This is a genomic window from Mesorhizobium sp. J428, from assembly GCF_024699925.1.
Lineage (GTDB): Bacteria > Pseudomonadota > Alphaproteobacteria > Rhizobiales > Rhizobiaceae > Mesorhizobium_A.
Genome location: NZ_JAJOMX010000001.1, coordinates 5,101,699 through 5,122,334 on the forward strand (window position 1 = coordinate 5,101,699; position 20,636 = coordinate 5,122,334).

Consider the following 20,636-nt stretch of genomic DNA (forward strand, 5'->3'; position numbering starts at 1 on the left):
GGGAAGTAGGCAATTCGTCCCCGCTGCTCTATAGCGCAAGGGATGTTGAAAGAGTGTTGCGGAATCGTCACAAAGCGCCGCGACGCTGAAACGCAAACGGCCCCCGAAGGGGCCGTCACGCGACGGAAAGGCTGGAAATCCGCCTATTCCGGCAGGATGCGCACCGCGCCCCGGTCAGCGCTCGCGGCAAAGGCCGCATAGGCCTTCAGTGCGGTGGTGACATTGCGCTTGCGTGCCGCCGCCGGCTTCCAGCCGAGCTTCTCCTGCTCGGCACGGCGGCTGGCGAGTTCCTCTTCGCCGACCTTGAGATTGATCGTGCGGTTCGGGATGTCGATCTCGATGATGTCCCCCGCACGCACCAGGCCGATCGCCCCGCCGCTCGCTGCTTCCGGCGAAACGTGGCCGATCGAGAGACCGGACGTGCCGCCGGAGAAACGTCCATCGGTCAGCAGCGCGCAGGCCTTTCCGAGGCCTTTCGACTTCAGGTAGCTGGTCGGGTAGAGCATCTCCTGCATGCCCGGACCGCCACGCGGCCCCTCATAGCGGATGACGACCACGTCACCGGTCTTGACCTCATTGGCGAGAATGCCCTTCACCGCAGCGTCCTGGCTCTCGTAGACCACGGCCGGGCCGGTGAACTTGAGGATGGACTCATCCACGCCCGCCGTCTTCACCACGCAGCCGTCGAGAGCGATGTTGCCCTTGAGCACTGCCAGTCCGCCATCTTTGGAGAACGGCGTCTCGGCCGAACGAATGACGCCCTTCTCGCGGTCGAGGTCGAGCTCGTCCCAGCGCCGGTCCTGGCTGAACGCCGTCTGGGTCGGCACGCCGCCTGGGGCTGCCATGAAGAATTCGCGCACGGAAGCGCTGTTGGTGCGCGAGATATCCCAGCGGTCGATCGCATCGCCCATGGTCGTGGTATGAACAGTCGGTCGGTCGCGGTGCAAAAGACCGGCGCGGTCGAGCTGGCCGAGAATGGCAAAGATGCCGCCTGCCCTATGCACGTCTTCCATATGAACGTCGTTCTTGGCGGGCGCCACCTTGCACAGCACCGGCACGCGGCGCGACAGCGCGTCGATGTCGTCCATGGTGAAATCCACCCCGCCTTCATAAGCCGCGGCAAGGATGTGCAGCACGGTGTTCGTGGAGCCACCCATGGCGATGTCCAATGCCATGGCGTTCTCGAAGGCTTCCTTCGTGACGATAGAACGCGGCAGCACGCTCTCGTCGTCCTGTTCGTAGTAGCGCTGGCAGAGATCGACGACGAGATGGCCGGCTTCGACGAAGAGGCGCTTGCGATCGGCATGCGTTGCGAGCGTCGAACCGTTGCCGGGCAGCGACAGGCCGAGCGCTTCGGTCAGGCAGTTCATCGAATTGGCGGTGAACATGCCCGAGCACGAGCCACAGGTCGGACAGGCGGAGCGCTCGATCGTCTTGACGTCCTCGTCGGACACCTTGTCGTCGGCCGCGGCCACCATCGCGTCGACCAGGTCGAGCGCGACCTTCTTGCCCTGCAGCACGACCTTGCCGGCCTCCATCGGGCCGCCCGAGACGAAGACGGCCGGGATGTTAAGCCGCATCGCCGCCATCAACATGCCGGGCGTGATCTTGTCGCAGTTGGAGATGCACACCATTGCATCGGCGCAGTGCGCATTGACCATGTATTCGACGCTGTCGGCGATCAGCTCGCGCGACGGCAGCGAATAGAGCATGCCGTCATGGCCCATGGCGATGCCGTCGTCGACCGCGATCGTGTTGAATTCCTTGGCAACGCCGCCCGCCGCCTCGATCTCGCGCGCCACGAGCTGGCCGAGATCCTTGAGGTGGACGTGGCCGGGCACAAACTGCGTGAACGAGTTCACCACCGCGATAATCGGCTTGCCGAAGTCCGAATCCTTCATGCCGGTGGCGCGCCAGAGGCCGCGCGCGCCGGCCATGTTGCGGCCGTGGGTGGTGGTGCGGGAACGATAAGCGGGCATTTCCGATCCTGGCTATTCTTGGCTTATCCGAGTTTCTTTAGGCGTTAACGAGCCGGATGACCAGACCTTCGGTCAGGCACGCCTCGTCCCAATCGACATATCTTTCTTCGACCGGCCGATCCGTGGCGCCGCAGGCCGGCCGTTCGGCCGCGATCAGGCTGCGAACTTGCGGGGGTCATCGAAGAAGAAGCCGGCAGGGATGCCGCTGCCGACGAGGCGGTGGAATATCGCGTCGACTTCCTCCGGCGACGTCTCCGACTGTTCCGAGAGCCACCACATCGCTACCGACATGAATGTTCCGGTGATGAAATCGAGGACAAGCTTGCGCGGCATCCCGCGATGCGCACCCTGCCGCGCATAAGCGCCAAGGAACCGAGCCAGTTCGCAGCGGATCGCGTCGAGCACGATCGCGTGCCCGGCCATGCCCTCGATTGCCGTCAGGAGCGGCCGATACTCCTTCATATGACGCAGCAACCCGAGCGTTCCTTGGCAGGACTCGATCCGAGGGTTGCGCAATTGCGCCTCGCGGCCGACCTGCAGGACCGGACGGAGCCGCTCGAGGCTGCGGGCGACAAGGTCGTCTTTGGAGCGGAATTGGGCGTAGAATGTCGAACGGCCCACTCTCGCTTCGGCGGCGATGTCAGGCACCGCAATCTCCTCATAGGGCCGCTCCAGCATCAGCCGGACGACCGCGTCGTAGAGCGCCTGTCTGGTGCGATGCACGCGTCGATCGATGGCCATTCCTCGCTCCCGTCGTAGTCAGACGTTCGGGCTTTGCGCCGGGATAGCAGACAGATTGCCAGAAGTGTCTGGCAACAGCCCGCCAGCATCGCAGTATATCGCGCTAACGCTCTTCAGTCGCAACACCACTGGAGAGCTCAATGTCGACCCAACTCATCTCCGGCGCGCCGGTAGCGCAGAACAAGCTCCGTCTGGCCGAGTTCCGTGCCGGCGCCGCCGCTCTGTTCATCCTCCTCCTCACCTCGGTGCACCACGTCTGGGGCGCCTATGTCTTCGACACGCCGTGGCGGCTACACATCGTCTTCGTCAGCATTCCGGTTGCCGCCGCGATCGTTTGTCTGCTCTATATTGCGGGCGTAGGAAATTCCCGAAACGCCAGGCTCGCGCGCTGGATGGCGATTGCGGTGATCGCCGCCTTTCCGATTATCGCGATCGGCTTCTACGAGGGCGGCTACAACCACGTCCTCAAGAACGTGCTCTTCTTCCTCGGCGGCGAAGGGGCCGCGCGCGCAACATTCTCGTCCTCGATGTACGAAATGCCCAGCAACATCTTCTTCGAGGTGACGGGCGTGCTGCAGTTTCCCGCCGCAATATTCGCCTCGCGCCAATTGTGGCGGCTCGTGCGCGCGATGCGCTGAAAGCTCGAGCGCCGGCACGGGCCGGCGCTCAAATGCCGTTCGATCAGCTCACCCGCGCCAGCGCCGTCTTGAGCCGTTCGAGCTGTTCCTTGAACTCGGCCAGCTTCTCGCGCTCCGCCTCGACCACCTCGTCCGCAGCCTTGGCGACGAACTGGGGGTTGTCGAGCTTCTTCTCGACGCGAGAGATCTCGCCCTCCACCTTGACGATCTCCTTGGCCAGCCGGGCGGCTTCCGCCTTGACGTCGATCAGGTCGCCCAGCGGCAGCGCAAAAGTCGCCTCCCCCAGAACCATCTGGGCGGAGGCTTTCGGCGCCGCCGTCGAATGGCCGACTTTATCGACGCGAGCAAGGCGTGCGATCGCCGCTGCATGGCGCTCGAGCCGCGCCTCGGTCTCTTTGCCCGCACCGATGACGCAGAGCGGCGCCACCGCGGATGGAGGCACGTTCATCTCGGCGCGCACGGAACGGATGCCGGAGACAAGGTCCACCAGCCAGTTGATCTCGGCCGCCGCCTCGGTGTCCTCGAAGTCCGGCTTCGGCCAGGCCGCATGGCACAGCAGCGTATTGCGCGTCTGCCCTTCGCCCGCCGTGTGCGCCCACAGTTCCTCGGTCATGAACGGCATCATCGGATGCAGCAGCTTGTAGATCTCGTCCAGCACGAAGGCCGCGACGGCCTGGGATTCGGTCTTGGCCGACACGTCCTCGCCGTTGAAGACCGGCTTCAGCAGCTCAAGATACCAGTCGCAGAACGTGTTCCAGACGAAGCGGTAGGCCGCCCCCGCCGCGTCGTTGAAACGGAAGGTCTCGATCGCGCTGGTGATCTCGCGCGCGGCGCGCGTCAGCTCGGTCAAGATCCAGCGGTTAACGGTGAGCTTCGCATCGGCAAGCCAGAATTCATCGTTCCGTGCCACGCCGTTCATCTCGGCGAAGCGCGTCGCGTTCCACAGCTTGGTGCCGAAGTTGCGGTATCCGGCAATGCGCGCCGGATCGAGCTTCACGTCGCGGCCTTGCGCGGCCATGATCGCCAGCGTGAAGCGCAGCGCGTCGGCACCATATTCGTCGATCAACTCCAGCGGGTCGATGACGTTGCCCTTCGACTTCGACATCTTGGCGCCGTTCTTGTCGCGCACCAGCGCGTGGACATAGACCGTGTGGAACGGCTCCTCGTCCATGAAGTGCAGGCCCATCATCATCATCCGGGCGACCCAGAAGAAGATGATGTCGAAGCCGGTCACCAGCACGTCGGTCTGGTAATAGGTCTTCAGCTCCTGCGTCTGGTTCGGCCAGCCGAGCGTCGAAAACGGCCACAGCGCCGACGAGAACCACGTGTCGAGCACGTCCTCGTCGCGCGTCAGGATCGCGCCCGGTTCGAAATTGTCGAGCTTCTCCTGCACGTAGGCCTTCCAGGGCCCTTCGAGCGCCAGATAGTATTCGACGGCGTCGTCCAGCGCCTCCTTCTCCGTCTTGGCGACGAAGACATGCCCGTCCGGCCCATACCAGGCCGGTATCTGGTGGCCCCACCACAGCTGGCGCGAGATGCACCACGGCTGGATATTCTCCATCCACTCGAAATAGGTCTTTTCCCAGTTCTTCGGCACGAATTTCGTCCTGCCCTCGCGCACGGACGCGATCGCCGGCTTCGCGAGTTCGGCGGCATTGACGTACCACTGGTCGGTGAGGAACGGCTCGATCGGCACGCCGCCGCGGTCGCCATGCGGCACCATGTGCTTGTGCGGCTCGATCTTCGCGAGGAAGCCGCCTTCCTCCATGATCTTCACGATGAGCTTGCGCGCCTCGAACCGGTCCAGGCCATGTAGCTGGTCCCAGACGCCCTGGCGCAGCGGCGTCACTTCAACGCCTTCGAGGAAATCCTCGTTATCGTTGATGTTTATCGCGCCCTCGACCGTCAGGACGTTGATGGCGGGCAGATCGTGCCGCTTGCCGACCTCGAAGTCGTTGAAGTCGTGCGCCGGCGTGATCTTCACCGCGCCCGTGCCCTTCTCCGGATCGGAATACTCGTCCGCTACCACCGGGATCTTCCGCCCGACGATCGGCAGCACGACGTTCTTGCCGACGAGATCGCGATAGCGCTCGTCGTCCGGATGCACCGCGACCGCCGTGTCGCCCAGCATCGTCTCCGGCCGCGTGGTCGCGACGGTGATATATGTCGAGGCATCTTCCGGATCGTAGGCCTTGCCCTCGACCGGATAGCGGAAATGCCAGAGATGGCCGTTGATCTCGACCTGCTCGACCTCCAGGTCGGAGATGGCCGTCAGCAGCTTCGGGTCCCAGTTGACCAGCCGTTTGTCCTTGTAGATCAGCCCCTGCCGGTAGAGCGTGACGAACACTTCGAGCACCGCCTCGGACAGGCCCTCATCCATTGTGAAGCGTTCGCGCGACCAGTCGCAGGAGGCGCCGAGCCGCTTCAACTGGTTGACGATGATGCCGCCGGACTCGGCCTTCCACTCCCATACCTTATCGATGAATTCGTCGCGCGTCAGCGAGCGGCGATGGATCTGCTTCTCCATCAGTTTGCGTTCGACGACCATCTGGGTGGCGATGCCGGCGTGATCGGTGCCCGGCTGCCACAGCACGTTCTTGCCGCGCATGCGCTCGAACCGGACGAGGATGTCCTGCAGCGTGTTGTTGAGCGCGTGGCCCATGTGTAGCGAGCCAGTCACGTTGGGCGGCGGAATCACGATCGCGAACGGCTCGGCTCCCTCCTCCGCTCCAGCGCCGGCGCGGAACGCGCCTTCGTCCTCCCAGGTCTTCGCGATCCGGGGCTCGATCGCCTTTGAATCATATGTCTTGTCGAGCATTGGGACGAACCGTGCGGCTGGGGGAGGATGGTGTCGCTGTAAACCGAAAGCCCGGATGGGAGTCAACTGCCACGCGGCGCGGCGCCTTCCCGTTCCCTGCCCAAGACTCCGCTACGGACGGGTCACGTGGACCGCAACGCCTACCATCCGGGATAGTAGACGCTGTCGCTGCGGCTCGCGAGTACCTTGCCCTGCGTGTCGCGCGCCATGATGCGTATCTCAACGAAGCTGCCTCTGCCGCGGGCGTCGCAGCCGATGAAATGGCGCACCGTCCCCGCAGCGAGCCGATCGCCCGCATAGGGCAGAACCTTCACGGTGGGAATCTCGGAGATTCCGCCCAGCGTGCGGATGCGAAGCTTGAGCGAACTGGCACCTTGGGCACGTCCGAGAGAAGGATTGTGGGACTGCGATTGTCGTCGCAGCTGCGTCCCGGCTCGGCCGGTATCTCCATGCGCATCGCCGCCGCAGGCAGCGTCCCGGCAGCAAACATGGATATCAGAAGAACGGCGCGCAACGGCTTCATGCGCCAAATCTAGGCCCGGCCGGGCCGCGCGGCAAGGCTCAGCGCGCCGCGCCCCGCGCCACGCGCTCGATCTCCTCGCGCACGAGGCGCTCGACCAACGTCGGCAGGTTGTTGTCCAGCCATTCCTGCAGCATGGGGCGGATCATCTCTTCCGCGATCTCGTCGAAGGAACGGCGCCGGCTCGCCGCAAAGGCGTCCGACAGTTCCCCAAAGGCGGCAGCGACCTGGCGGCCGGCCACGTCCGAGATGATCGACGTCCGCGCGGCTTCCGGCGCGGCGGCAGGTGCCTGCGCGGCAGGCGCCGGCTCGGGACTGACAGGCGTCGCAAGACGCTGCTTCCAGTCCGGCTGCGTCACAGGACCGGATACCGGTTCGACATGCGCGGTCTGCAGCGGCCGGTCGACCCGAGGCTGGGCCGGGGTCGCGGCAGGCGCGGGGCGATCGGCAGCCGTGGGCGCAGGCTGCGCCGGAGCGGTGGGGCGCGGCGCCTGCGCCGCTGCCTCCACGGTCTCGATCCGATCCTGGCGTCCTACTCCACGGAACTCTTCGCGAAATGCGTCCATATCGCCGCGTTCCATGCCGGGAGAGGAAGTATTGGCCGGGGGTGGTATGATGTTGTCCTCGGCGGAACGTCCGGAATCGCTGTCTTCGATGATGCGCCGGATCGAAGCGAGGATCTCTTCCATCGAGGGCTCGCGTTGCGCGCCTCCCAACTGCTGGACCACTGCTTCCGCTGCCTGTGACGGCATATCCCTTTACCCCGCAACTGAGGATTCGCGTTTCGAATCAGGCCTTCAGGGTAACTCACGCGGCGCGAGCGGTGAATCCCCGCCGCCGCTTATTCGGATTTGCGCACAGGATTAGTCGAACAGGCCGGATCAGCGCCCGTCCGGCGTGCGCGTCCCGATCCACTTGTCCTTGACCGCGTTGTAATGTTCCTGCGGCTTGTATTCGGCAACGTTGAGGCCGATCTGGCGCACGCTGAGACGCCCAATGGCGGACATGATCGCATAGCTTGCGACCACTAGATTGCGCTCGGAACTGATCTGGTTGATCTGCGCGGTGATCACATCGGCCTGCGCGTTCAGCACGTCGAGCGTCGTTCGCTGGCCGACATTGCGCTCCTCGATCACGCCGTTCAGCGCAAGCTGCGCAGCCGAAACAAGTTCGCGGTTGGCGACGACGCTCTCCTTCGCGGCCTGGGTACTGCGTCCAGGCAGACGCCACGGCCTGGCGAACCTGATCGTGGGCCACATCGACCTCGATGCGCGCTTGGCCGAGCGATTCCTTACGCTGCCGGACCGTCGCCGAGGTACGGCCGCCGGAGTAGATCGGAACGGTCAGCGTCGCGCCGATATTGGCGCGATCGCTCCAGCCATTGCTGCTGCCGACGCCCGGAAGCGTTTCCGAATAGTTCTGCGACACGCCAGCGGATGCGCTGATCTGCGGCAACAGAGCGCCTTCGGCTGCTTTGACCGAATAGTCGGAAGCGTCGACCAGATGCTTGTTGGCGATGATCGCCGGGTGTTCCGCGGCCGCGATCACGAACGCCTTGTCGATCCCGCTCGGCAGGCCCTTGGCCGGTCCCGCCCCGCTCAGCTTCCCGGGCGCCTCACCGATGATCTGGCGATATAACGCCTCGCTCGCCGCCGCCGTTGCGCGTGCCGCGGCCAGCTGGGCGACAGCCGCCGAGCGGCTTGCGTCCGCCTGGGCCACATCGGTGCGCGTGCCCTCGCCGACCTCGAAGCGCGACCGTGCCGCGCGAACCTGCTCGACCAGGAATTGCAGGTTCCGCTCTGTCAGCACCGCGATCTGCCGGTCTCGGATCACGTCCATATAGGCGCTGGCGGCATTGAACAGGATGTTCTGCTCGGTGTTGCGCAGCCCCTCGTTGGAGGCGCGAACCTGGGCTTCTGCCGCACGCACATTGTTGCGCGTCTGGAAGCCGTCGAACAGCGATTGAGAGATTGCCACACCGAAGGCCCCGGTGGTGATGCGTACGCCCGCCTGGGAAGCGTAATTGATGCTGCCCGAACCGGTAATCTGCGGACGGTAGCCCGACTTGGCGATCGCAACGCCCTCATCGGTGACGCGCACACCTGCCCGCGCCGAATTCAGTTCGGAATTGAACTGATAAGCCTTTGAAAGCGCGCCGAAAATGGTTTCGGCGAAAGCGGGCGATGCCCCCATCAACAGCGTTGATGAGATGCCCAAAACGAACAGTTTGCGCACGACGGACACGACTGACCTCGATTCCTGGCCAGTCGGACGACCGGCATCAGTTCAACCACGCGTGGCGGCCTCGGAAGGTCAGCGCACACCCCGTTGCGCAAACGCTCCCGCCTTGTCGGTCGGCGGATTCGTCGCTCGCGCCCGGCCAACATGGTTGCATGCGCGATTCAAATCAAGCGGTCAGAATTCGAAAACCGGGGCATTGTTGAAACCGGGCAACGCTTTAACCGCCGCGTTGAACGCCCGGCGGGCCGACACCGACGATCCGTGCTTCACGTAAATGTGCACGACGCCCGAATTGCCGAAGCCTTCCACGGCCAGCAGCCGTCCGCCGTCCTTCAACTGGTCGAACAGGACCGGCGGAATCTGCTCCACCGCGCCCTCGATCACGATGACGTCATAGGGAGCCTGCTCCGGATAGCCGGCCGTCAGCCGTCCTTCCACCACCGCCACCGTGTCGTAGCCCAGCGCCGACAGCACCGACTGCGCCTTCTCGGCGAGCGCGGGGTCCTGCTCCAGCGCCACGACCGACCCGGCGATCTTCGACAGCACGGCGGAGGAATAGCCTGTGCCCGCCCCGATATCGAGGACAAAGTCGCCGGGCTGGATATCGGCAAGCTGCACGATACGTGCGAACGGCGACGGCTCCATCAGATAGCGCCCGGGCGCGATCTCCAGGTCCTCGTCGATATAGGCGAGGCTCTTCTTCGCGGCCGGAACGAACTCCTCGCGCGGAACGGACAGCAGCGCGTCGAGCAGCGGCAGCGACGTGACGTCGGTGGTCCGCACCTGCCCGTCGACCATCTTGGTCCGCAATCCGGAGAAATCTGCCATCATTTTCGGCCGCCCAGTCCCGCGCAAATCGAGAGGCCGCCGGGCTCGCTATGCTCAGGCTGGCCCATGATGTTTCGCACCCACTGGAGGCCTCGCCCGGAATCGAACCGGGGTGCAAGGATTTGCAGTCCTCTGCGTAACCACTCCGCCACGAGGCCTCGCGGGTGCGAACGGCGCTCTGTTAACAGAGGGAATCCTGGGCCACAAGCCGTCGGCGTGCGCTTGCGTTTCTTTTCCCTTTCCGGGCGCCCGCGACCTTTCAGCCCTTCTTCTGCAGCTTGCGCCGCAGCCACACGCCGGAGCGCCTGTTGAAGCGCCGGATCAGCGGCGAATCGTGCGCCAGCACGAAAAGCCCGAGCGGAATCATCCAGAATCCCAGCACCGGCAGGAAACCCACCGTACCGCCGAGGACGAGCCCTCCGCCGAGCAGCAGGCGCGGAAGGCGCGACCGCGGCAGCGCAATCTCGCGGCCGAAAAGCCTGATCGTCGGCGCGGGACGCTCCTCGTCCGGCCGGCTGTCGGTGTCGCCTTCGATCATCGATCGGTCTCGAATAGATGCATGCTCCGTCCGTTCCATGCCCCGCATATCGGCGCCCAGCGCCCGGATTGCGACCGGCCTGCGGCAAATCGCCGAAAAAATCGGCGTTGACCTGTTGGCAAATCGGAATCGGGTTTGCTATAGGCACCGCACTTTGATGAGCACCAGTGTTCCCCGGTAGCTCAGCGGTAGAGCAACCGGCTGTTAACCGGTTGGTCGCTGGTTCGAATCCGGCCCGGGGAGCCAATTTTTTCCAAGCACTTGGAAACCGTCGTAAATCGCCGAAAGTCGAGTGATCTACGCTATATCTACGGAAATCGGATTCGCTAGACGTGCCGATCTACGTTGTTTATCCCCTGCCCTACTGTTTTCACGACGTTGGCGACTCAATCGAACCACGAACAATTCGCCTCGTCGCGGTGGCGGCAGCCTCGGGCGGGAACTCGCTTTCCATCATGAGCTCGGAATAGATAGGGGACGAGCGATCGGGCCTTAGGCTGCGTCGTCTGCGGTCGCCACATCGACGACAGGGCATATGCCGGGGAACCGGCGAACTTCGGCCGATGGCGATGAGGGAGCACAGAAGCCGAACGCCAGTCCCTGCTGCGTGGTAACTTGGTAGACCGGTTGGCGTCGTGGTTCCCATTGGCGAGGCATAGGCGATGTCTCAAGCTGACGACAGCTTCGACGAAGCCGTGTTGGGATTGGTGCTCAACTTTCATCGGACAAAGATGCGGCGATCCGTGAGGATCCGGCGTTTACCGCCAGTATCCGCTCCGCACAGTATCAAATACGAGCCCACGGTAGGATGACTGCGACGACACTCTGACGTAGAACGCGCACATTACCAAAACACCGGATCCAGCGCTCTAGGCTGTCGGCGACATACATGACGCGCCCGTCCGGACTGAAACAGAGCAGGTTGGAGATCCGGATGCCGCCGACGAGCGCCTGCGCGCGGCCGTTGTCGCGACATGCCGCAGCGTGCCTGAACACTGGCTCGAAGGCACCGCTCGCCAGGTCGAGCATCCAGATTCCGTTGGCGAGGCCGCAGACGAGCCTGCCTTCACCTTCAGAGCGATGGATCTGACCTTCGAGGGGGTGGTCCATTACTGCCGCTCGCCGCTTGCAGGATCGAGCCGATGCACGCGCCGCGCCATCCACCCAGAACAGCCGCCCGGACAGAAGTCCCACACCGGGCTCTCGCGCAGACGGTCGGGCGTATCCGACACGAGGTGAACAGTGGGCTTCGTGCCTTTTGGTTCTGCCGGCGCTTGCGCATCTGCTTGACAATGTTGAGCTGGTGCATCTGATCCGTCCCCTCGTGGAGGCGAACAGCCGCACGTAGCGATCGTAGCGTCCGATTGGCACATTGTCGGCCGCGTAGCCCGCGCCCACGAACACCTGGACCCAGCGATCCGCTACCGTGCCGCACGCTTCGAGGCGAAATACTTGCAGATCAACGCCTCGAGCGCGATGTCGCGGCCGTCGTCACGCGCCCGCGCAGTCTGCGGGATCAGCGCTCGTGCCGCCTCGATCGATAGGCGGAGCGGTCCTCTACTCGAAGGTCGGTTTGCGCTTCTCGATGAAGGCGGCCATGCCCTCGTGCTGGTCGGCACGTGCCGAAGAGGAGCTGCATGGCCTGCCGCTCCATCGTCAGCGCGGCCTCGAGCGGCAGGTCCGCGCCGGAAAGCTACCAGCTGCTTGATCCCGGCGAGAGCCTTCGCGGGCAGTGCCGCGATGGCGGCGGCGAGCTCCAGAGCCCGGAGCAGCACCTGATCGTCGTCGACGACTTCCGAGACCAGCCCTGCCCGCTCGGCCTCCTCCGCCCCGATGGACTCTCCGGTCATCAGGATCTTCATCGCCTTGAATTTCCCGACGGCGCGGACGAGACGCTGGGTGCCGCCGGCGCCGGGCAGGATGCCCACCTTGATCTCCGGTTGGCCGAACCGCGCGCCGCGGCCGGCGACGATTATGTCGCAATGCATGGCAAGTTCACAGCCGCCGCCCAGGGCCAGCCCGTTGACCGCCGCGATCACCGGCTTGGGAAAGTCCTTCAGCGGCCGCCAGAGCGGCGCGGTCGAGTTCGCCGCCGCCTCGTTGGCCGTCAGCGTGGCCATCGCCTTGATGTCGGCCCCGGCCGCGAAGAGCGTAGGGCCGCCCGTGACGACGACGCAGCGCACCGCCGGATCGGCCGCCAAGTCCTCGAACGCCGCGGCAAGGGAGCGGCGCATGCCGAGGCTCAGCGCGTTGCGCGCCTCAGGCCGGTCGAGCGTCAGGAGCACGACGCCGGCGCCCCTCGCCTCGACGATCAGCTCCGCTCCGCTCATCTGTCTTCCAGAAACGCGCGCGCGGCTTCGGCGACCAGATGCGGCGACTGGATGGTCATGAAGTGCCCGCCGTCGACCGTCCGGAAGCGGCGGTCCGGCAGCGCGGCGGTGCCGGCGTCGACCGCGTCGGGCCCGCTGAACGGATCGAAACGGCCGGCGAGCACGAGAACCGGGCATGCTACGCTGGCCAGTTCGGGCCGCAGATCATGGTCGACCAAGATGCGGTAGTTCGCGGCGTAGCCTTCGGGATCGGCGCCGAGCCAGCGGGCGATCGCCAGCGACTTGACTTCGAGTGACGTCCACAGTTCGTCGGGAAAGGCCTTGGGCAGCACGGCGTCGGCAATGGCGCGCATGCCCTCGCGGTCGATGCGGTCGGTGAGCTGGCGTGCAGCCTCGCGCCGCTCCTCCGGCACGCCGAGTGCCGGGCCGACAAGCACCATGCGCGCGAGGCGGGAGGGATGGCGGTTGGCGAAACGCACGGCGACGGCCGCACCCATGGCGGCGGCCATGACGACGACCGGATCGTCCGCGCCGGCATGATCGAGCAGGGCGGCGAGGTCGTCGGCCAGGGCGTCGATGGAGTTGGTGCCACGGGCCTTTTCCGACATGCCCGCGCCGCGCAGATCGTAGCGCAGCACACGCAGCGTCGCCGGCAGCAGCGGCAGTATGGCATCCCAGCTGTTGAGGCTGCCGCCGAGCTCGTGGATCAGCACCAGCGTGCGGGCCCCCTGTTCTGCCAGCGCATAACGGCAGGCGGCGCCATTGATCTCGGCGAAGGAAATGCTCTCTGCCACAGGCCTCACTCCACGAATTTTCCGGCCATCACGTCGTCGAGCGCCGGGATGCCGATGGTGCAGGTGTGGACGGACAGCGCTGCGGCGAGCTGCAGCACGGCGTAGACTTCCTTAGGGGACGCACCGAGATCCAGCGCGGCCTTCATGTGGCGGCGGATGCCGGGTTCATGCAGGCAGGTCGGCGCGGCGCAGACGGCTAGCGCGATCAGCTCCTTGTCCAGCCGCGACAGCGGGCCCTCGGTCCAGACCGCGTCGCCGTAGGCGTCGTAGCTTGCGGCGAGGCCGGCGTCGATCGGCGTGCGCGGATCAGCGGCATCGCCTTGCAGGAGGCCGCCGGGCGCCAGACGCCGAGGATCGCCAGCCCGAGATCGATCGGGTGATGCGCGGAAAGCACCGTCGTCAGCAGCACCACCTGAAGCAGTTCGTCGGGCGTCGCCCCGGCCTTTAGCGCGTGTTCCATGTGGCGGCGGCCGCCGCGCTCGCCATGTGGTTCACCGACAGGTCGATCGCGATGTAGATGAATTCGCAGAGCTTCTTCGGCAGCAGGCCGGGCCGCATCGGTGCGGACTGAAAAGCGACATAGGCTTCCAGAAACTGCGGCGAGCGGTCGAGCAGTACATCGTGGAAGCGGGCCCAATAGCCCCGCGCAGCCACGATCCTCTGTTTCAGGTCGGCTTTGGCGGCGGCGTCCATGTGGTCTCCTCCTCAGTCCAAGAGATGGCTTGCCAGTGCCTCGCGCGCGGTCCGCGTGCCGGCCAGCGTCGCGGTTCGGAAGACGAGGCGGCGGTAGGGCACATGCAGCCCGTAGTCCCAGGTAAAAGCAATGCCGCCATGCATCTGGACGCAACGCTCGGCGACCTTGCGCCCGTGCTCGCCGACGAAAGATGCGGCCGATTGCAGCGCGAGCCGCGCCTCGTCGACCATCGCCCCGCCCTCGCGGGCCGCGTCCAGGGCCCAGCCGGCATATTCCACCGCGGCCTTCATGGTCTCGACCGCGACGGCGCAGTCGGCGGCGATGTGCTTGACGGCTTGGTTGGAGCCAATCGGCTTGCCGAACTGCTTGCGCTCGGAAATGTAGCCGACGGTCCGCGCCAGCGCAGCATCGGCGGCGCCGACGATCTCGGCCAGCACGGCGAGCCGGAGGGCATCGTCCAGACTGACCGCGCCGGGCGCGAGTTCGGCCACTTCATTGGCGGAGCGGACCGTAATCCGCGCGGCCGCGGCGGTGATATCCATGGTCTCGGCCGGCGCCATCTCGGCCGCGGACGCCTTGATCAGCGTCCAGGAGCCGACGCCCTCTCGCTCGATCGGCGCGACGACGCATTCGGCCGCGCCGGCGTGCGGAACGACCAGCTCGCCCGACAGGCGGCCGCCCGCCTCGACCAGCACGCCCGAACTGGCGACGGCGACGACCTTGCCGGCCGCGAGCGCCTCGGCCAGGTCGGCATTGGCGCCGGAAAGCGCCACGCAAGCAGCGAGCGCTTCGGCGACCGGGGCCGCCACGACGGTGCGGCCCACTTCCAGCGCCACGGCCACCATGTCGGCACAGCCGAGCGGCGACCCTTCGGCGCCCTCGCCGAACAGGCCGAATGCAGCGAGGCGGCCGGTGACGTCGCCCGGTGCATAGGCGTAGGGAGGATGCGCGTTCACCGGCGGGAAGGACTGCAGGAGCTTGCCGACGCTCTCGGCCAGCGTCCGCTGCTCGAAGGAGAAATCGAATTGTAGGCTCATCGTCCCAGCCCCAGCATGCGTTCGCCGATGATGTTGCGCTGGACCTCGGAGGTGCCGGCGTAGATCGTCTCGGCGCGGATGTGCAGATAGAGGAAGCGAAAGCGTTCGGCCTCGGGCGTGTCGAGCACGAACTCGTCACCGAACACCTCGCCGGCGAAATCCATGATGCGCTGATGCATCTCGCTCCAGAAGAGCTTGACGATGCTCGCCTCGGCGCCGATGCCTTGTCCGTTGACGATCCGGCTTGCCGCCTTGAGGTTGAGCAGCCGATGCATGCGCAGCTCGGCCAGCAAGGCGCCGGCACGCTGGCGATACCAGCCGTCATTGGCCTTGTCCGGCCGCCGCTTCAGGCTGCCGACCAGCTGCAGGAATTCCGACAGGAAGCGCGACTGCCGGTAGAAGCGCGCCGTCGCCCGTTCGAGGCCGAGAACGCCGACTGCGGCGTTCCAGCCCTGGTTCACCTCGCCAAGGTGCGAACCCTCGGGCAGACGCACGTTCTCGAAGAACACCTCGTTGAATTCACTGCGTCCGGTGATCTGCTTCAGCGGGCGCACCGTGACCCCGGGTGTCTCCATGTCCAGCAGAAAGAGGGTCAGCCCCTTGTGCTTGGGCGCCTCGGGGTCGGTGCGGGCGAGCAGGATGCACTTGTTCGAGTGGTGGGCGAAGCTGGTCCACAGCTTCTGGCCGTTGACCACCCAGCCATTGCCGTCGCGCACGGCGCGGGTGCGCAGGCCGGCGAGGTCGGAGCCGGCATCGGGCTCGGAAAATCCCTGGCACCAGATGTCGTCGAGCCGGAGGATGCGCGGGATGTAGTGCTTCTTCTGCGCCTCCGTGCCGAGCGCCAGCACGATCGGCCCGACCAATTCCTTGCCGAGCGTGTTGATGCCTTCGGGCGCGGCGACCCGGCCCAGTTCCTCCGCCGCGATCAGCTGCTCGACGACCGTAAGCCCTTGCCCGCCATACGCCTTCGGCCAGTGGATGCCCTGGTAGCCCGCCGCGTAGAGGCGGCGCTCCCATTCCGTCTGGAGCACGGCGTTCTCGGCATCGTCCTCGGGTCCCATGAACCAGGGTCCGCCCCAGTCGGGCGCGAGGTTCTCAGAAAGCCATTGCCGGAAGCGCTGCCGAAAGGCCTCCTGTTCGGGCCTGAAGGAAACGTCCATGGCTCAGTTCCCCTCGCGGAGCTGCAGCAGCATGTCCAGCGCCACGCCGCCCTTGGGCAAGGCGACGAAGGGGTTGACCTCGACACTCGCGACGCTGTCGCGATTGGCGGCAGCAAAGCGCGACAGCGCGACGATGGCATGGGCGAGCGCGGTCTTGTCGGAAGGAGCGGCACCGCGCCACCCGTCGAGCACGGCGCTCGCGCGGATCGCGCCGATCATCCCGAGCGCCGTCTTCTCGTCCACCGGCGCGGGCGCGAACACCACGTCCTTCAGCGCCTCGGCCATGGTGCCGCCGAGGCCGAACATGACCACCGGCCCGAGGTCCGGATCGTTCTGCGTGCCGATGATAGTCTCGACGCCACCGGAAAACATCGGCGACACGGTCGCGCCGGCGATCCGCGCCGCCGGCGCGCACTTTTCGACCGACGTCATCATCTCGCTCCAGGCCTGGCGCAGCGCTGCCTCGTCGGCGAGTCCGAGCTTGACACCGCCGACCTCCGTCTTGTGCTGGATGTCGGGCGAGGCGATCTTGAGCACTACCGGATAGGCGAAGCCAGCTGCGGCGGCGGCCGCTTCGTCGACGGAAACGGCGAGACGCGCCGGAACGTCCGGGACCCCGATGCGGGCGCGCAGAGCCGCACCCGCGGCCGGGTCGGAGGCTGCAGCTTCGAGTTCTGCCCTCGGCGTCGGCGTCCGGTCGACCGCAGCCCAGGCCGGACGGTCGAAATGGCGGGCGAAGTGCAGCAGCGCGCCGACCGCAGCGACCGCACGGTTCGGATCCTCGAACACCACGAAGCCCGCCTGCGACATCTCGGATACGGAAATCGTCCGCCGCGCGCGTGACGATCGCCATGACGCGGTCCGGATAGCTGCCGGCGATCTCGCGCAGCATGGGCTTCAGTTGCCCCGTCACTGACGGCGTCTTGCCCATGTGGGCCATGAAGATGAACAGGATCGGCACGTCGGTGCGGGTGGCGACGATGTCGATCACCTGACCGTAGAGGCGGAAATCGTTCGAGACCTGCGCCGTCGTGTCAACGGGATTGCCGACGCTGGCGAACGGCAGCAGCGCCTTGATCTCGGTGGCGGCGCCTTCGGCCAACGGCGGCAGCGACAGGCCGGCTTCGATGCAGGCGTCCGCCATCATGATGCCAACGCCACCGGAAGGCGTGATGACCATGGCCTCGGCGCCCTTCGGCAGCTTGCCGGGTGCTGCAGGCGCGGGCGAGGTCAACGGCTTCCTCGATCGTGTTCGCTGGCCGGGCGCCATAGGCGCGCAGCACCGCGTCGAAGATCTGCTTCGATCCGGCCATTGAGCCCGTGTGCGACTTGACCGCGGCGAGGCCCGCTTCCGAGGCACCGGGCTTCAGCGCGATGACCGGCTTCCTCGCCAGGCGCGCGGCTTCCAGCGCCTGCTTCAGCCGGTCGCCGGAGCGGCAGCCCTCCATGTAGGCGACGATCACCTTCGTCTCTGGATCGGTCGCCATCCATTCGATGCAGTCGGCCACATCGACGTCAGCCTCGTTGCCGGTGGCGATGAAATGGCTGAAGCCGATGCCGGCCTCGGCCGCAAGCGCCATCACATAGGTGCCGACCGCACCGCTCTGGCTGGCGATGCCGACATTACCCTTCGCTGGCCAGACATTGTCGAGCGCCGCCGAGAAGGTGGCGAACAGGCCGGTGTGAAAGTTGATCAGGCCGAGGCTGTTGGGACCGAGCAGCCGAACGCCGGCGGCGCGGCATTTCGCGGCGATGCGCTGCTGGGCGGCGAGGCCCTCGGCGTCGATCTCGCCAAAGCCGGCGCTGAACAGGACGATGGCGCGCACGCCGGCAGCGACACAGTCGTCGATCGCGCCTTCCGCCACCGGGGCGGCGACGGCAACGACAGCGAGATCGGGCACCTCGCCGACCTCGGCGATGCTCTTCGCGGCCTTGAGGCCGAGGATCTCTGCACGGTTCGGATTGATGGGAACGACGGTGCCGGAAAAATGCGCCTTCATCAGCGCCACCGGCTTGCCGCCGATCTTGGCGGCGTCCGACGAGGCGCCGATGACGGCGGCCGAACGCGGCCGCATCATCGCCTCGAGGCTCTCTACGCCGGGCCGCGCGGCTTCGGTGACCGATCCTCCCATCGCGTTCATGCCGCTCCCCCGGCCTTTCTCAGTTCCGCGATCTCGGCCATCGAATAGCCGGCCTGCGCCAGAATCTCGTCGGTATGCTCGCCGAGCGCGGGATAGCTGCGTGTCATGCGGCCAGGCGTCTCGTGCAGACGGAACGGTGTGCCGACATAGCGCGCGCCGCTATCCTGGTCGCGGAAGATGCCGCCGACGGCCTCCAACTGGGGATGCTGCGTCGCCTCGCCGATATCGTGCACCACCGAGACGTTGACCTTGGCGGCGCTCAGCAAGGCGTGGATGTCGTGCTTGCCCATGGTCCGAGTGACCGAGGAAATGGCCTCGACCACCTCCTTGCGCAGCCGCAGGCGCTCGGACGCCGTGGCGAACTCCGGCACGCCCAGGACCTGCGGGCTCAACGCATCGACCAGCCGGCGCCACATCTCGTCCGACGGGGCGATGATGACCACGTAGCCGTCGTGGGTCGGAAAAGCTTGGTTGGGCACGCTCAGGTGGTTGGCAGTGCCCATGCGGCGGTGCTGGTTCCCGCTCAGCCAGTAGTCCTGGTAGAAATAGCTCATCAGATGCGCTGAGGAGAGCAGCAGCGAGGTGTCCACCCGCTGCCCCCTGCCCGTCCGCTCGCGATGGAACAGCGCAGCCAGAACGCCGCTGACAATGGCCAGGCTGGCATGCAGGTCGACGATAGCGCTGCCGGCGCGCGCCGGAGGCCCGCCCTCCTCGCCGGTGATGCTCATCAACCCGGAATGAGCCTGCAACGCGAGATCGTTGGCGCCCACCTGCGCCAGCGGTCCGACCGGTCCGTAGGCGTGGAAGTCGCAATAGACCAGGCGCGGATTGTCGGTGCCCAGATGCTCGTAGCCGAGGCCCCAGCGCTCCATCGTGCCCGGACGGAAATTGTTGACGACGACGTCCGCGCCCAGCGCCAGACGCCGCGCTGCCTTCCGGCCCGCCTCGGTCGACAGGTCGAGCGCGATCGAGCGCTTGTTGCGGTTGAAGGAGCGGAAGGAGGGGCTCGGCGCTCCGATGCGCTCTAGCTCCGCCTTGGTGGCGCCGAGATAGCGGCAGTCGTCGCCGCCGTCCGGGTCCTCGACCTTGACCACGTCGGCGCCGAGATCGCCAAGGATTTGCGTGGAATCGGGTCCCGCGAAGATGCGCGAGAAATCCACCACACGGATCCCTTCGAGGACCGCCGTCATCTGCGCCTCCCGCGGGCGGCGCCAATCGCTGGGCGAGCCGGCATCGTCTTCAGACGTAGACCGTGGCGTCACCCACGGTGAGCTTGGCGCCCGTATCGTCCTCGCACCAGACATCGAGCGCGCAGGCGGTCCTGCCGTCGGCCTCGGCCACGTCCGTGACCCTGGCGCAGGCGACAACGATCTGGTCTTCGTAGATGGGCGCGATGTATTTGGTGCGCAACCTGCATCGCCCGGCCACCTGGGCCCCGTAGACGTCGACCAACAGACCGAGGATCCAGTTGGTGGACACCATGCCGTCGGCGATGATGCCGGGCAGGCCTTGCTTGCGGGCGTATTCGTCGTCGTCGTGGATGGTCGGTTCCTGGGTGTGGACGCGGCCGTCGTCGGCGGCGATGGTGGGCTGGGCGTCGACATACCAGCGCATCCGCTCGCGGGTCATCGGGCGCGGCGCGAGACGGAACTCGGCGCCGGTGGTCAGAGCGTTCTCGACCATCATGTCCTCCTCAGGCTGCCTTCGAGGCTTCGCGGTAGGCAAGGATGACCTTGTCCTGGTAACGGATCAGCAGCTCGCCGGTTTCGGCGTTGCTCAGTTCCATGACGAGCACGACATAGTCGCGCCCGTTCTTCTCGTAGCGGTCGGTCACTTCGCCGCGCACGCTGAGCCGGTCGCCGACACGTACTGGTGCGAAGACCTCGCAATCATATTCGAAATGGATCCGCGCGCTGGGACCGGTGCCGCCCGGGCAGGCGTGGCGATAGAGCCGCAGCTTGTCCAGGTGGATCAGCGTCGGCGGCATCATCAGCTCGCTGACGCGACCCTGGAAGCAGGGTTGGTGAAGCTCGACGGCATGACAGATGCTCGCGCACCACGAAGGGGCTCAGGGTGTATTCGACCGGACCGAGCAAGTCGCCCTTGTCCAGATCGGTCACCACTCCGCCAATTGCCATCGCCACCTCCTCCTCGGGATCATTGTGCCTTCCGGGACG

Annotated in this window: 19 protein-coding genes, 2 tRNA genes and 4 pseudogenes; 2 read left to right on the plus strand and 23 right to left on the minus strand. The window is 66.0% G+C overall.

Annotated features, from left to right (window positions below):
* Positions 1-143: 143 nt before the first annotated feature.
* Positions 144-1,979: a dihydroxy-acid dehydratase gene (gene ilvD / locus LRS09_RS25685; protein ID WP_257809876.1), complete on the minus strand. Its 1,836-nt coding sequence runs from the start codon at positions 1,977-1,979 to the stop codon at positions 144-146.
* Positions 1,980-2,132: 153 nt separating this feature from the next.
* The gene (locus LRS09_RS25690) at positions 2,133-2,720 is read right to left on the minus strand and encodes a TetR/AcrR family transcriptional regulator (protein WP_257809877.1); all 588 of its coding nucleotides are present in this window, start codon (positions 2,718-2,720) and stop codon (positions 2,133-2,135) included.
* A 140-nt stretch (positions 2,721-2,860) separates the two neighbouring features.
* Here LRS09_RS25690 and LRS09_RS25695 point away from each other — a divergent pair, with 140 nt between their 5' ends.
* A complete protein-coding gene (locus LRS09_RS25695) occupies positions 2,861-3,358 on the plus strand; it encodes a hypothetical protein (RefSeq protein ID WP_257809878.1) in 498 nt (165 codons plus the stop codon).
* Positions 3,359-3,401: 43 nt separating this feature from the next.
* Here LRS09_RS25695 and LRS09_RS25700 read toward each other — a convergent pair whose 3' ends face one another.
* From LRS09_RS25700 to LRS09_RS25730, 7 genes and pseudogenes are all read right to left on the minus strand, one after another.
* Positions 3,402-6,176 (minus strand): valine--tRNA ligase, encoded by a 2,775-nt coding sequence (locus LRS09_RS25700; protein ID WP_257809882.1) that lies wholly within the window; start codon positions 6,174-6,176, stop codon positions 3,402-3,404.
* A gap of 140 nt (positions 6,177-6,316) precedes the next feature.
* On the minus strand, positions 6,317-6,490 hold the full coding sequence (locus LRS09_RS25705) for a hypothetical protein (RefSeq protein ID WP_257809884.1): 174 nt from the start codon (positions 6,488-6,490) through the stop codon (positions 6,317-6,319).
* A 247-nt stretch (positions 6,491-6,737) separates the two neighbouring features.
* Positions 6,738-7,385 carry a PopZ family protein gene (locus LRS09_RS25710; protein ID WP_257809885.1) on the minus strand — a complete coding sequence of 216 codons (648 nt, stop codon included), beginning with the start codon at positions 7,383-7,385 and terminating at the stop codon, positions 6,738-6,740.
* Positions 7,386-7,577: 192 nt separating this feature from the next.
* Positions 7,578-8,889 (minus strand): annotated as a pseudogene (locus LRS09_RS25715) (TolC family outer membrane protein).
* Positions 8,890-9,111: 222 nt separating this feature from the next.
* Entirely contained in the window at positions 9,112-9,768 is a 657-nt protein-coding gene (locus LRS09_RS25720; protein ID WP_257809886.1) for a protein-L-isoaspartate O-methyltransferase, read from the minus strand.
* 81 nt (positions 9,769-9,849) lie between these two features.
* A tRNA-Cys gene (locus tag LRS09_RS25725) sits at positions 9,850-9,923 on the minus strand.
* A 101-nt stretch (positions 9,924-10,024) separates the two neighbouring features.
* On the minus strand, positions 10,025-10,303 hold the full coding sequence (locus LRS09_RS25730) for a hypothetical protein (RefSeq protein WP_257809887.1): 279 nt from the start codon (positions 10,301-10,303) through the stop codon (positions 10,025-10,027).
* A 171-nt stretch (positions 10,304-10,474) separates the two neighbouring features.
* On the opposite strand from LRS09_RS25730, the gene LRS09_RS25735 reads away from it, so the two are divergent.
* Positions 10,475-10,549, plus strand: a tRNA-Asn gene (locus LRS09_RS25735).
* 540 nt (positions 10,550-11,089) lie between these two features.
* Here the strand turns inward: LRS09_RS25735 and LRS09_RS25740 are convergent.
* The 14 genes and pseudogenes from LRS09_RS25740 to LRS09_RS25800 form a co-directional block, all read right to left on the minus strand.
* A complete protein-coding gene (locus LRS09_RS25740) occupies positions 11,090-11,413 on the minus strand; it encodes an SMP-30/gluconolactonase/LRE family protein (RefSeq protein ID WP_257809888.1) in 324 nt (107 codons plus the stop codon).
* 447 nt (positions 11,414-11,860) lie between these two features.
* Positions 11,861-12,633 (minus strand): annotated as a pseudogene (locus tag LRS09_RS25745) (enoyl-CoA hydratase-related protein).
* Complete coding sequence (locus LRS09_RS25750; RefSeq protein ID WP_257809890.1) at positions 12,630-13,427, minus strand: alpha/beta hydrolase; 798 nt, start codon at positions 13,425-13,427, stop codon at positions 12,630-12,632. Before LRS09_RS25750 ends, LRS09_RS25745 begins: the two are co-directional and overlap by 4 nt.
* Before the next feature lie 5 nt (positions 13,428-13,432).
* Positions 13,433-13,720 (minus strand): carboxymuconolactone decarboxylase family protein, encoded by a 288-nt coding sequence (locus LRS09_RS25755; protein ID WP_308240368.1) that lies wholly within the window; start codon positions 13,718-13,720, stop codon positions 13,433-13,435.
* Positions 13,633-13,887, minus strand: coding sequence for a hypothetical protein (locus LRS09_RS25760; RefSeq protein WP_257809891.1), 255 nt, complete (start codon positions 13,885-13,887; stop codon positions 13,633-13,635). Before LRS09_RS25760 ends, LRS09_RS25755 begins: the two co-directional genes overlap by 88 nt.
* Complete coding sequence (locus tag LRS09_RS25765) at positions 13,872-14,120, minus strand: hypothetical protein (protein WP_257809893.1); 249 nt, start codon at positions 14,118-14,120, stop codon at positions 13,872-13,874. Before LRS09_RS25765 ends, LRS09_RS25760 begins: the two co-directional genes overlap by 16 nt.
* 12 nt (positions 14,121-14,132) lie before the next feature.
* Positions 14,133-15,158 carry an acyl-CoA dehydrogenase family protein gene (locus tag LRS09_RS25770; protein WP_257809895.1) on the minus strand — a complete coding sequence of 342 codons (1,026 nt, stop codon included), beginning with the start codon at positions 15,156-15,158 and terminating at the stop codon, positions 14,133-14,135.
* Positions 15,155-16,318, minus strand: a complete 1,164-nt coding sequence (locus tag LRS09_RS25775) for an acyl-CoA dehydrogenase family protein (RefSeq protein ID WP_257809896.1) — start codon at positions 16,316-16,318, stop codon at positions 15,155-15,157. Before LRS09_RS25775 ends, LRS09_RS25770 begins: the two co-directional genes overlap by 4 nt.
* A 3-nt stretch (positions 16,319-16,321) precedes the next feature.
* Positions 16,322-17,128 (minus strand): acetate--CoA ligase family protein, encoded by an 807-nt coding sequence (locus tag LRS09_RS25780; protein ID WP_257809897.1) that lies wholly within the window; start codon positions 17,126-17,128, stop codon positions 16,322-16,324.
* A 274-nt stretch (positions 17,129-17,402) separates the two neighbouring features.
* Positions 17,403-17,588, minus strand: a pseudogene (locus LRS09_RS30445) (hypothetical protein); the annotation flags it as partial.
* Positions 17,548-18,459, minus strand: a pseudogene (locus LRS09_RS25785) (CoA-binding protein); the annotation flags it as partial. The pseudogenes LRS09_RS25785 and LRS09_RS30445, both read right to left, overlap by 41 nt.
* Complete coding sequence (locus LRS09_RS25790; protein WP_257809899.1) at positions 18,456-19,649, minus strand: CaiB/BaiF CoA-transferase family protein; 1,194 nt, start codon at positions 19,647-19,649, stop codon at positions 18,456-18,458. The pseudogene LRS09_RS25785 and the gene LRS09_RS25790, both read right to left, overlap by 4 nt.
* A gap of 49 nt (positions 19,650-19,698) precedes the next feature.
* On the minus strand, positions 19,699-20,142 hold the full coding sequence (locus tag LRS09_RS25795; RefSeq protein ID WP_257809900.1) for a MaoC family dehydratase: 444 nt from the start codon (positions 20,140-20,142) through the stop codon (positions 19,699-19,701).
* A 10-nt stretch (positions 20,143-20,152) separates the two neighbouring features.
* Entirely contained in the window at positions 20,153-20,446 is a 294-nt protein-coding gene (locus tag LRS09_RS25800; RefSeq protein WP_257809901.1) for a hypothetical protein, read from the minus strand.
* Positions 20,447-20,636 lie beyond the last annotated feature (190 nt).

Excerpts from the sequence above, each read along its gene's own strand:
- ilvD (WP_257809876.1), bottom strand. The coding sequence starts at position 1,979 with ATGCCCGCTTATCGTTCCCGCACCACCACCCACGGCCGCAACATGGCC.
- LRS09_RS25690 (WP_257809877.1), bottom strand. The coding sequence starts at position 2,720 with ATGGCCATCGATCGACGCGTGCATCGCACCAGACAGGCGCTCTACGAC.
- LRS09_RS25695 (WP_257809878.1), top strand. The coding sequence starts at position 2,861 with ATGTCGACCCAACTCATCTCCGGCGCGCCGGTAGCGCAGAACAAGCTC.
- LRS09_RS25700 (WP_257809882.1), bottom strand. The coding sequence starts at position 6,176 with ATGCTCGACAAGACATATGATTCAAAGGCGATCGAGCCCCGGATCGCG.
- LRS09_RS25710 (WP_257809885.1), bottom strand. The coding sequence starts at position 7,385 with ATGGAAGAGATCCTCGCTTCGATCCGGCGCATCATCGAAGACAGCGAT.
- LRS09_RS25720 (WP_257809886.1), bottom strand. The coding sequence starts at position 9,768 with ATGATGGCAGATTTCTCCGGATTGCGGACCAAGATGGTCGACGGGCAG.
- LRS09_RS25730 (WP_257809887.1), bottom strand. The coding sequence starts at position 10,303 with ATGATCGAAGGCGACACCGACAGCCGGCCGGACGAGGAGCGTCCCGCG.
- LRS09_RS25740 (WP_257809888.1), bottom strand. The coding sequence starts at position 11,413 with ATGGACCACCCCCTCGAAGGTCAGATCCATCGCTCTGAAGGTGAAGGC.
- LRS09_RS25760 (WP_257809891.1), bottom strand. The coding sequence starts at position 13,887 with ATGGAACACGCGCTAAAGGCCGGGGCGACGCCCGACGAACTGCTTCAG.
- LRS09_RS25765 (WP_257809893.1), bottom strand. The coding sequence starts at position 14,120 with ATGGACGCCGCCGCCAAAGCCGACCTGAAACAGAGGATCGTGGCTGCG.
- LRS09_RS25770 (WP_257809895.1), bottom strand. The coding sequence starts at position 15,158 with ATGAGCCTACAATTCGATTTCTCCTTCGAGCAGCGGACGCTGGCCGAG.
- LRS09_RS25775 (WP_257809896.1), bottom strand. The coding sequence starts at position 16,318 with ATGGACGTTTCCTTCAGGCCCGAACAGGAGGCCTTTCGGCAGCGCTTC.
- LRS09_RS25780 (WP_257809897.1), bottom strand. The coding sequence starts at position 17,128 with ATGTCGCAGGCGGGCTTCGTGGTGTTCGAGGATCCGAACCGTGCGGTC.
- LRS09_RS25790 (WP_257809899.1), bottom strand. The coding sequence starts at position 19,649 with ATGACGGCGGTCCTCGAAGGGATCCGTGTGGTGGATTTCTCGCGCATC.
- LRS09_RS25795 (WP_257809900.1), bottom strand. The coding sequence starts at position 20,142 with ATGGTCGAGAACGCTCTGACCACCGGCGCCGAGTTCCGTCTCGCGCCG.
- LRS09_RS25800 (WP_257809901.1), bottom strand. The coding sequence starts at position 20,446 with ATGCCGCCGACGCTGATCCACCTGGACAAGCTGCGGCTCTATCGCCAC.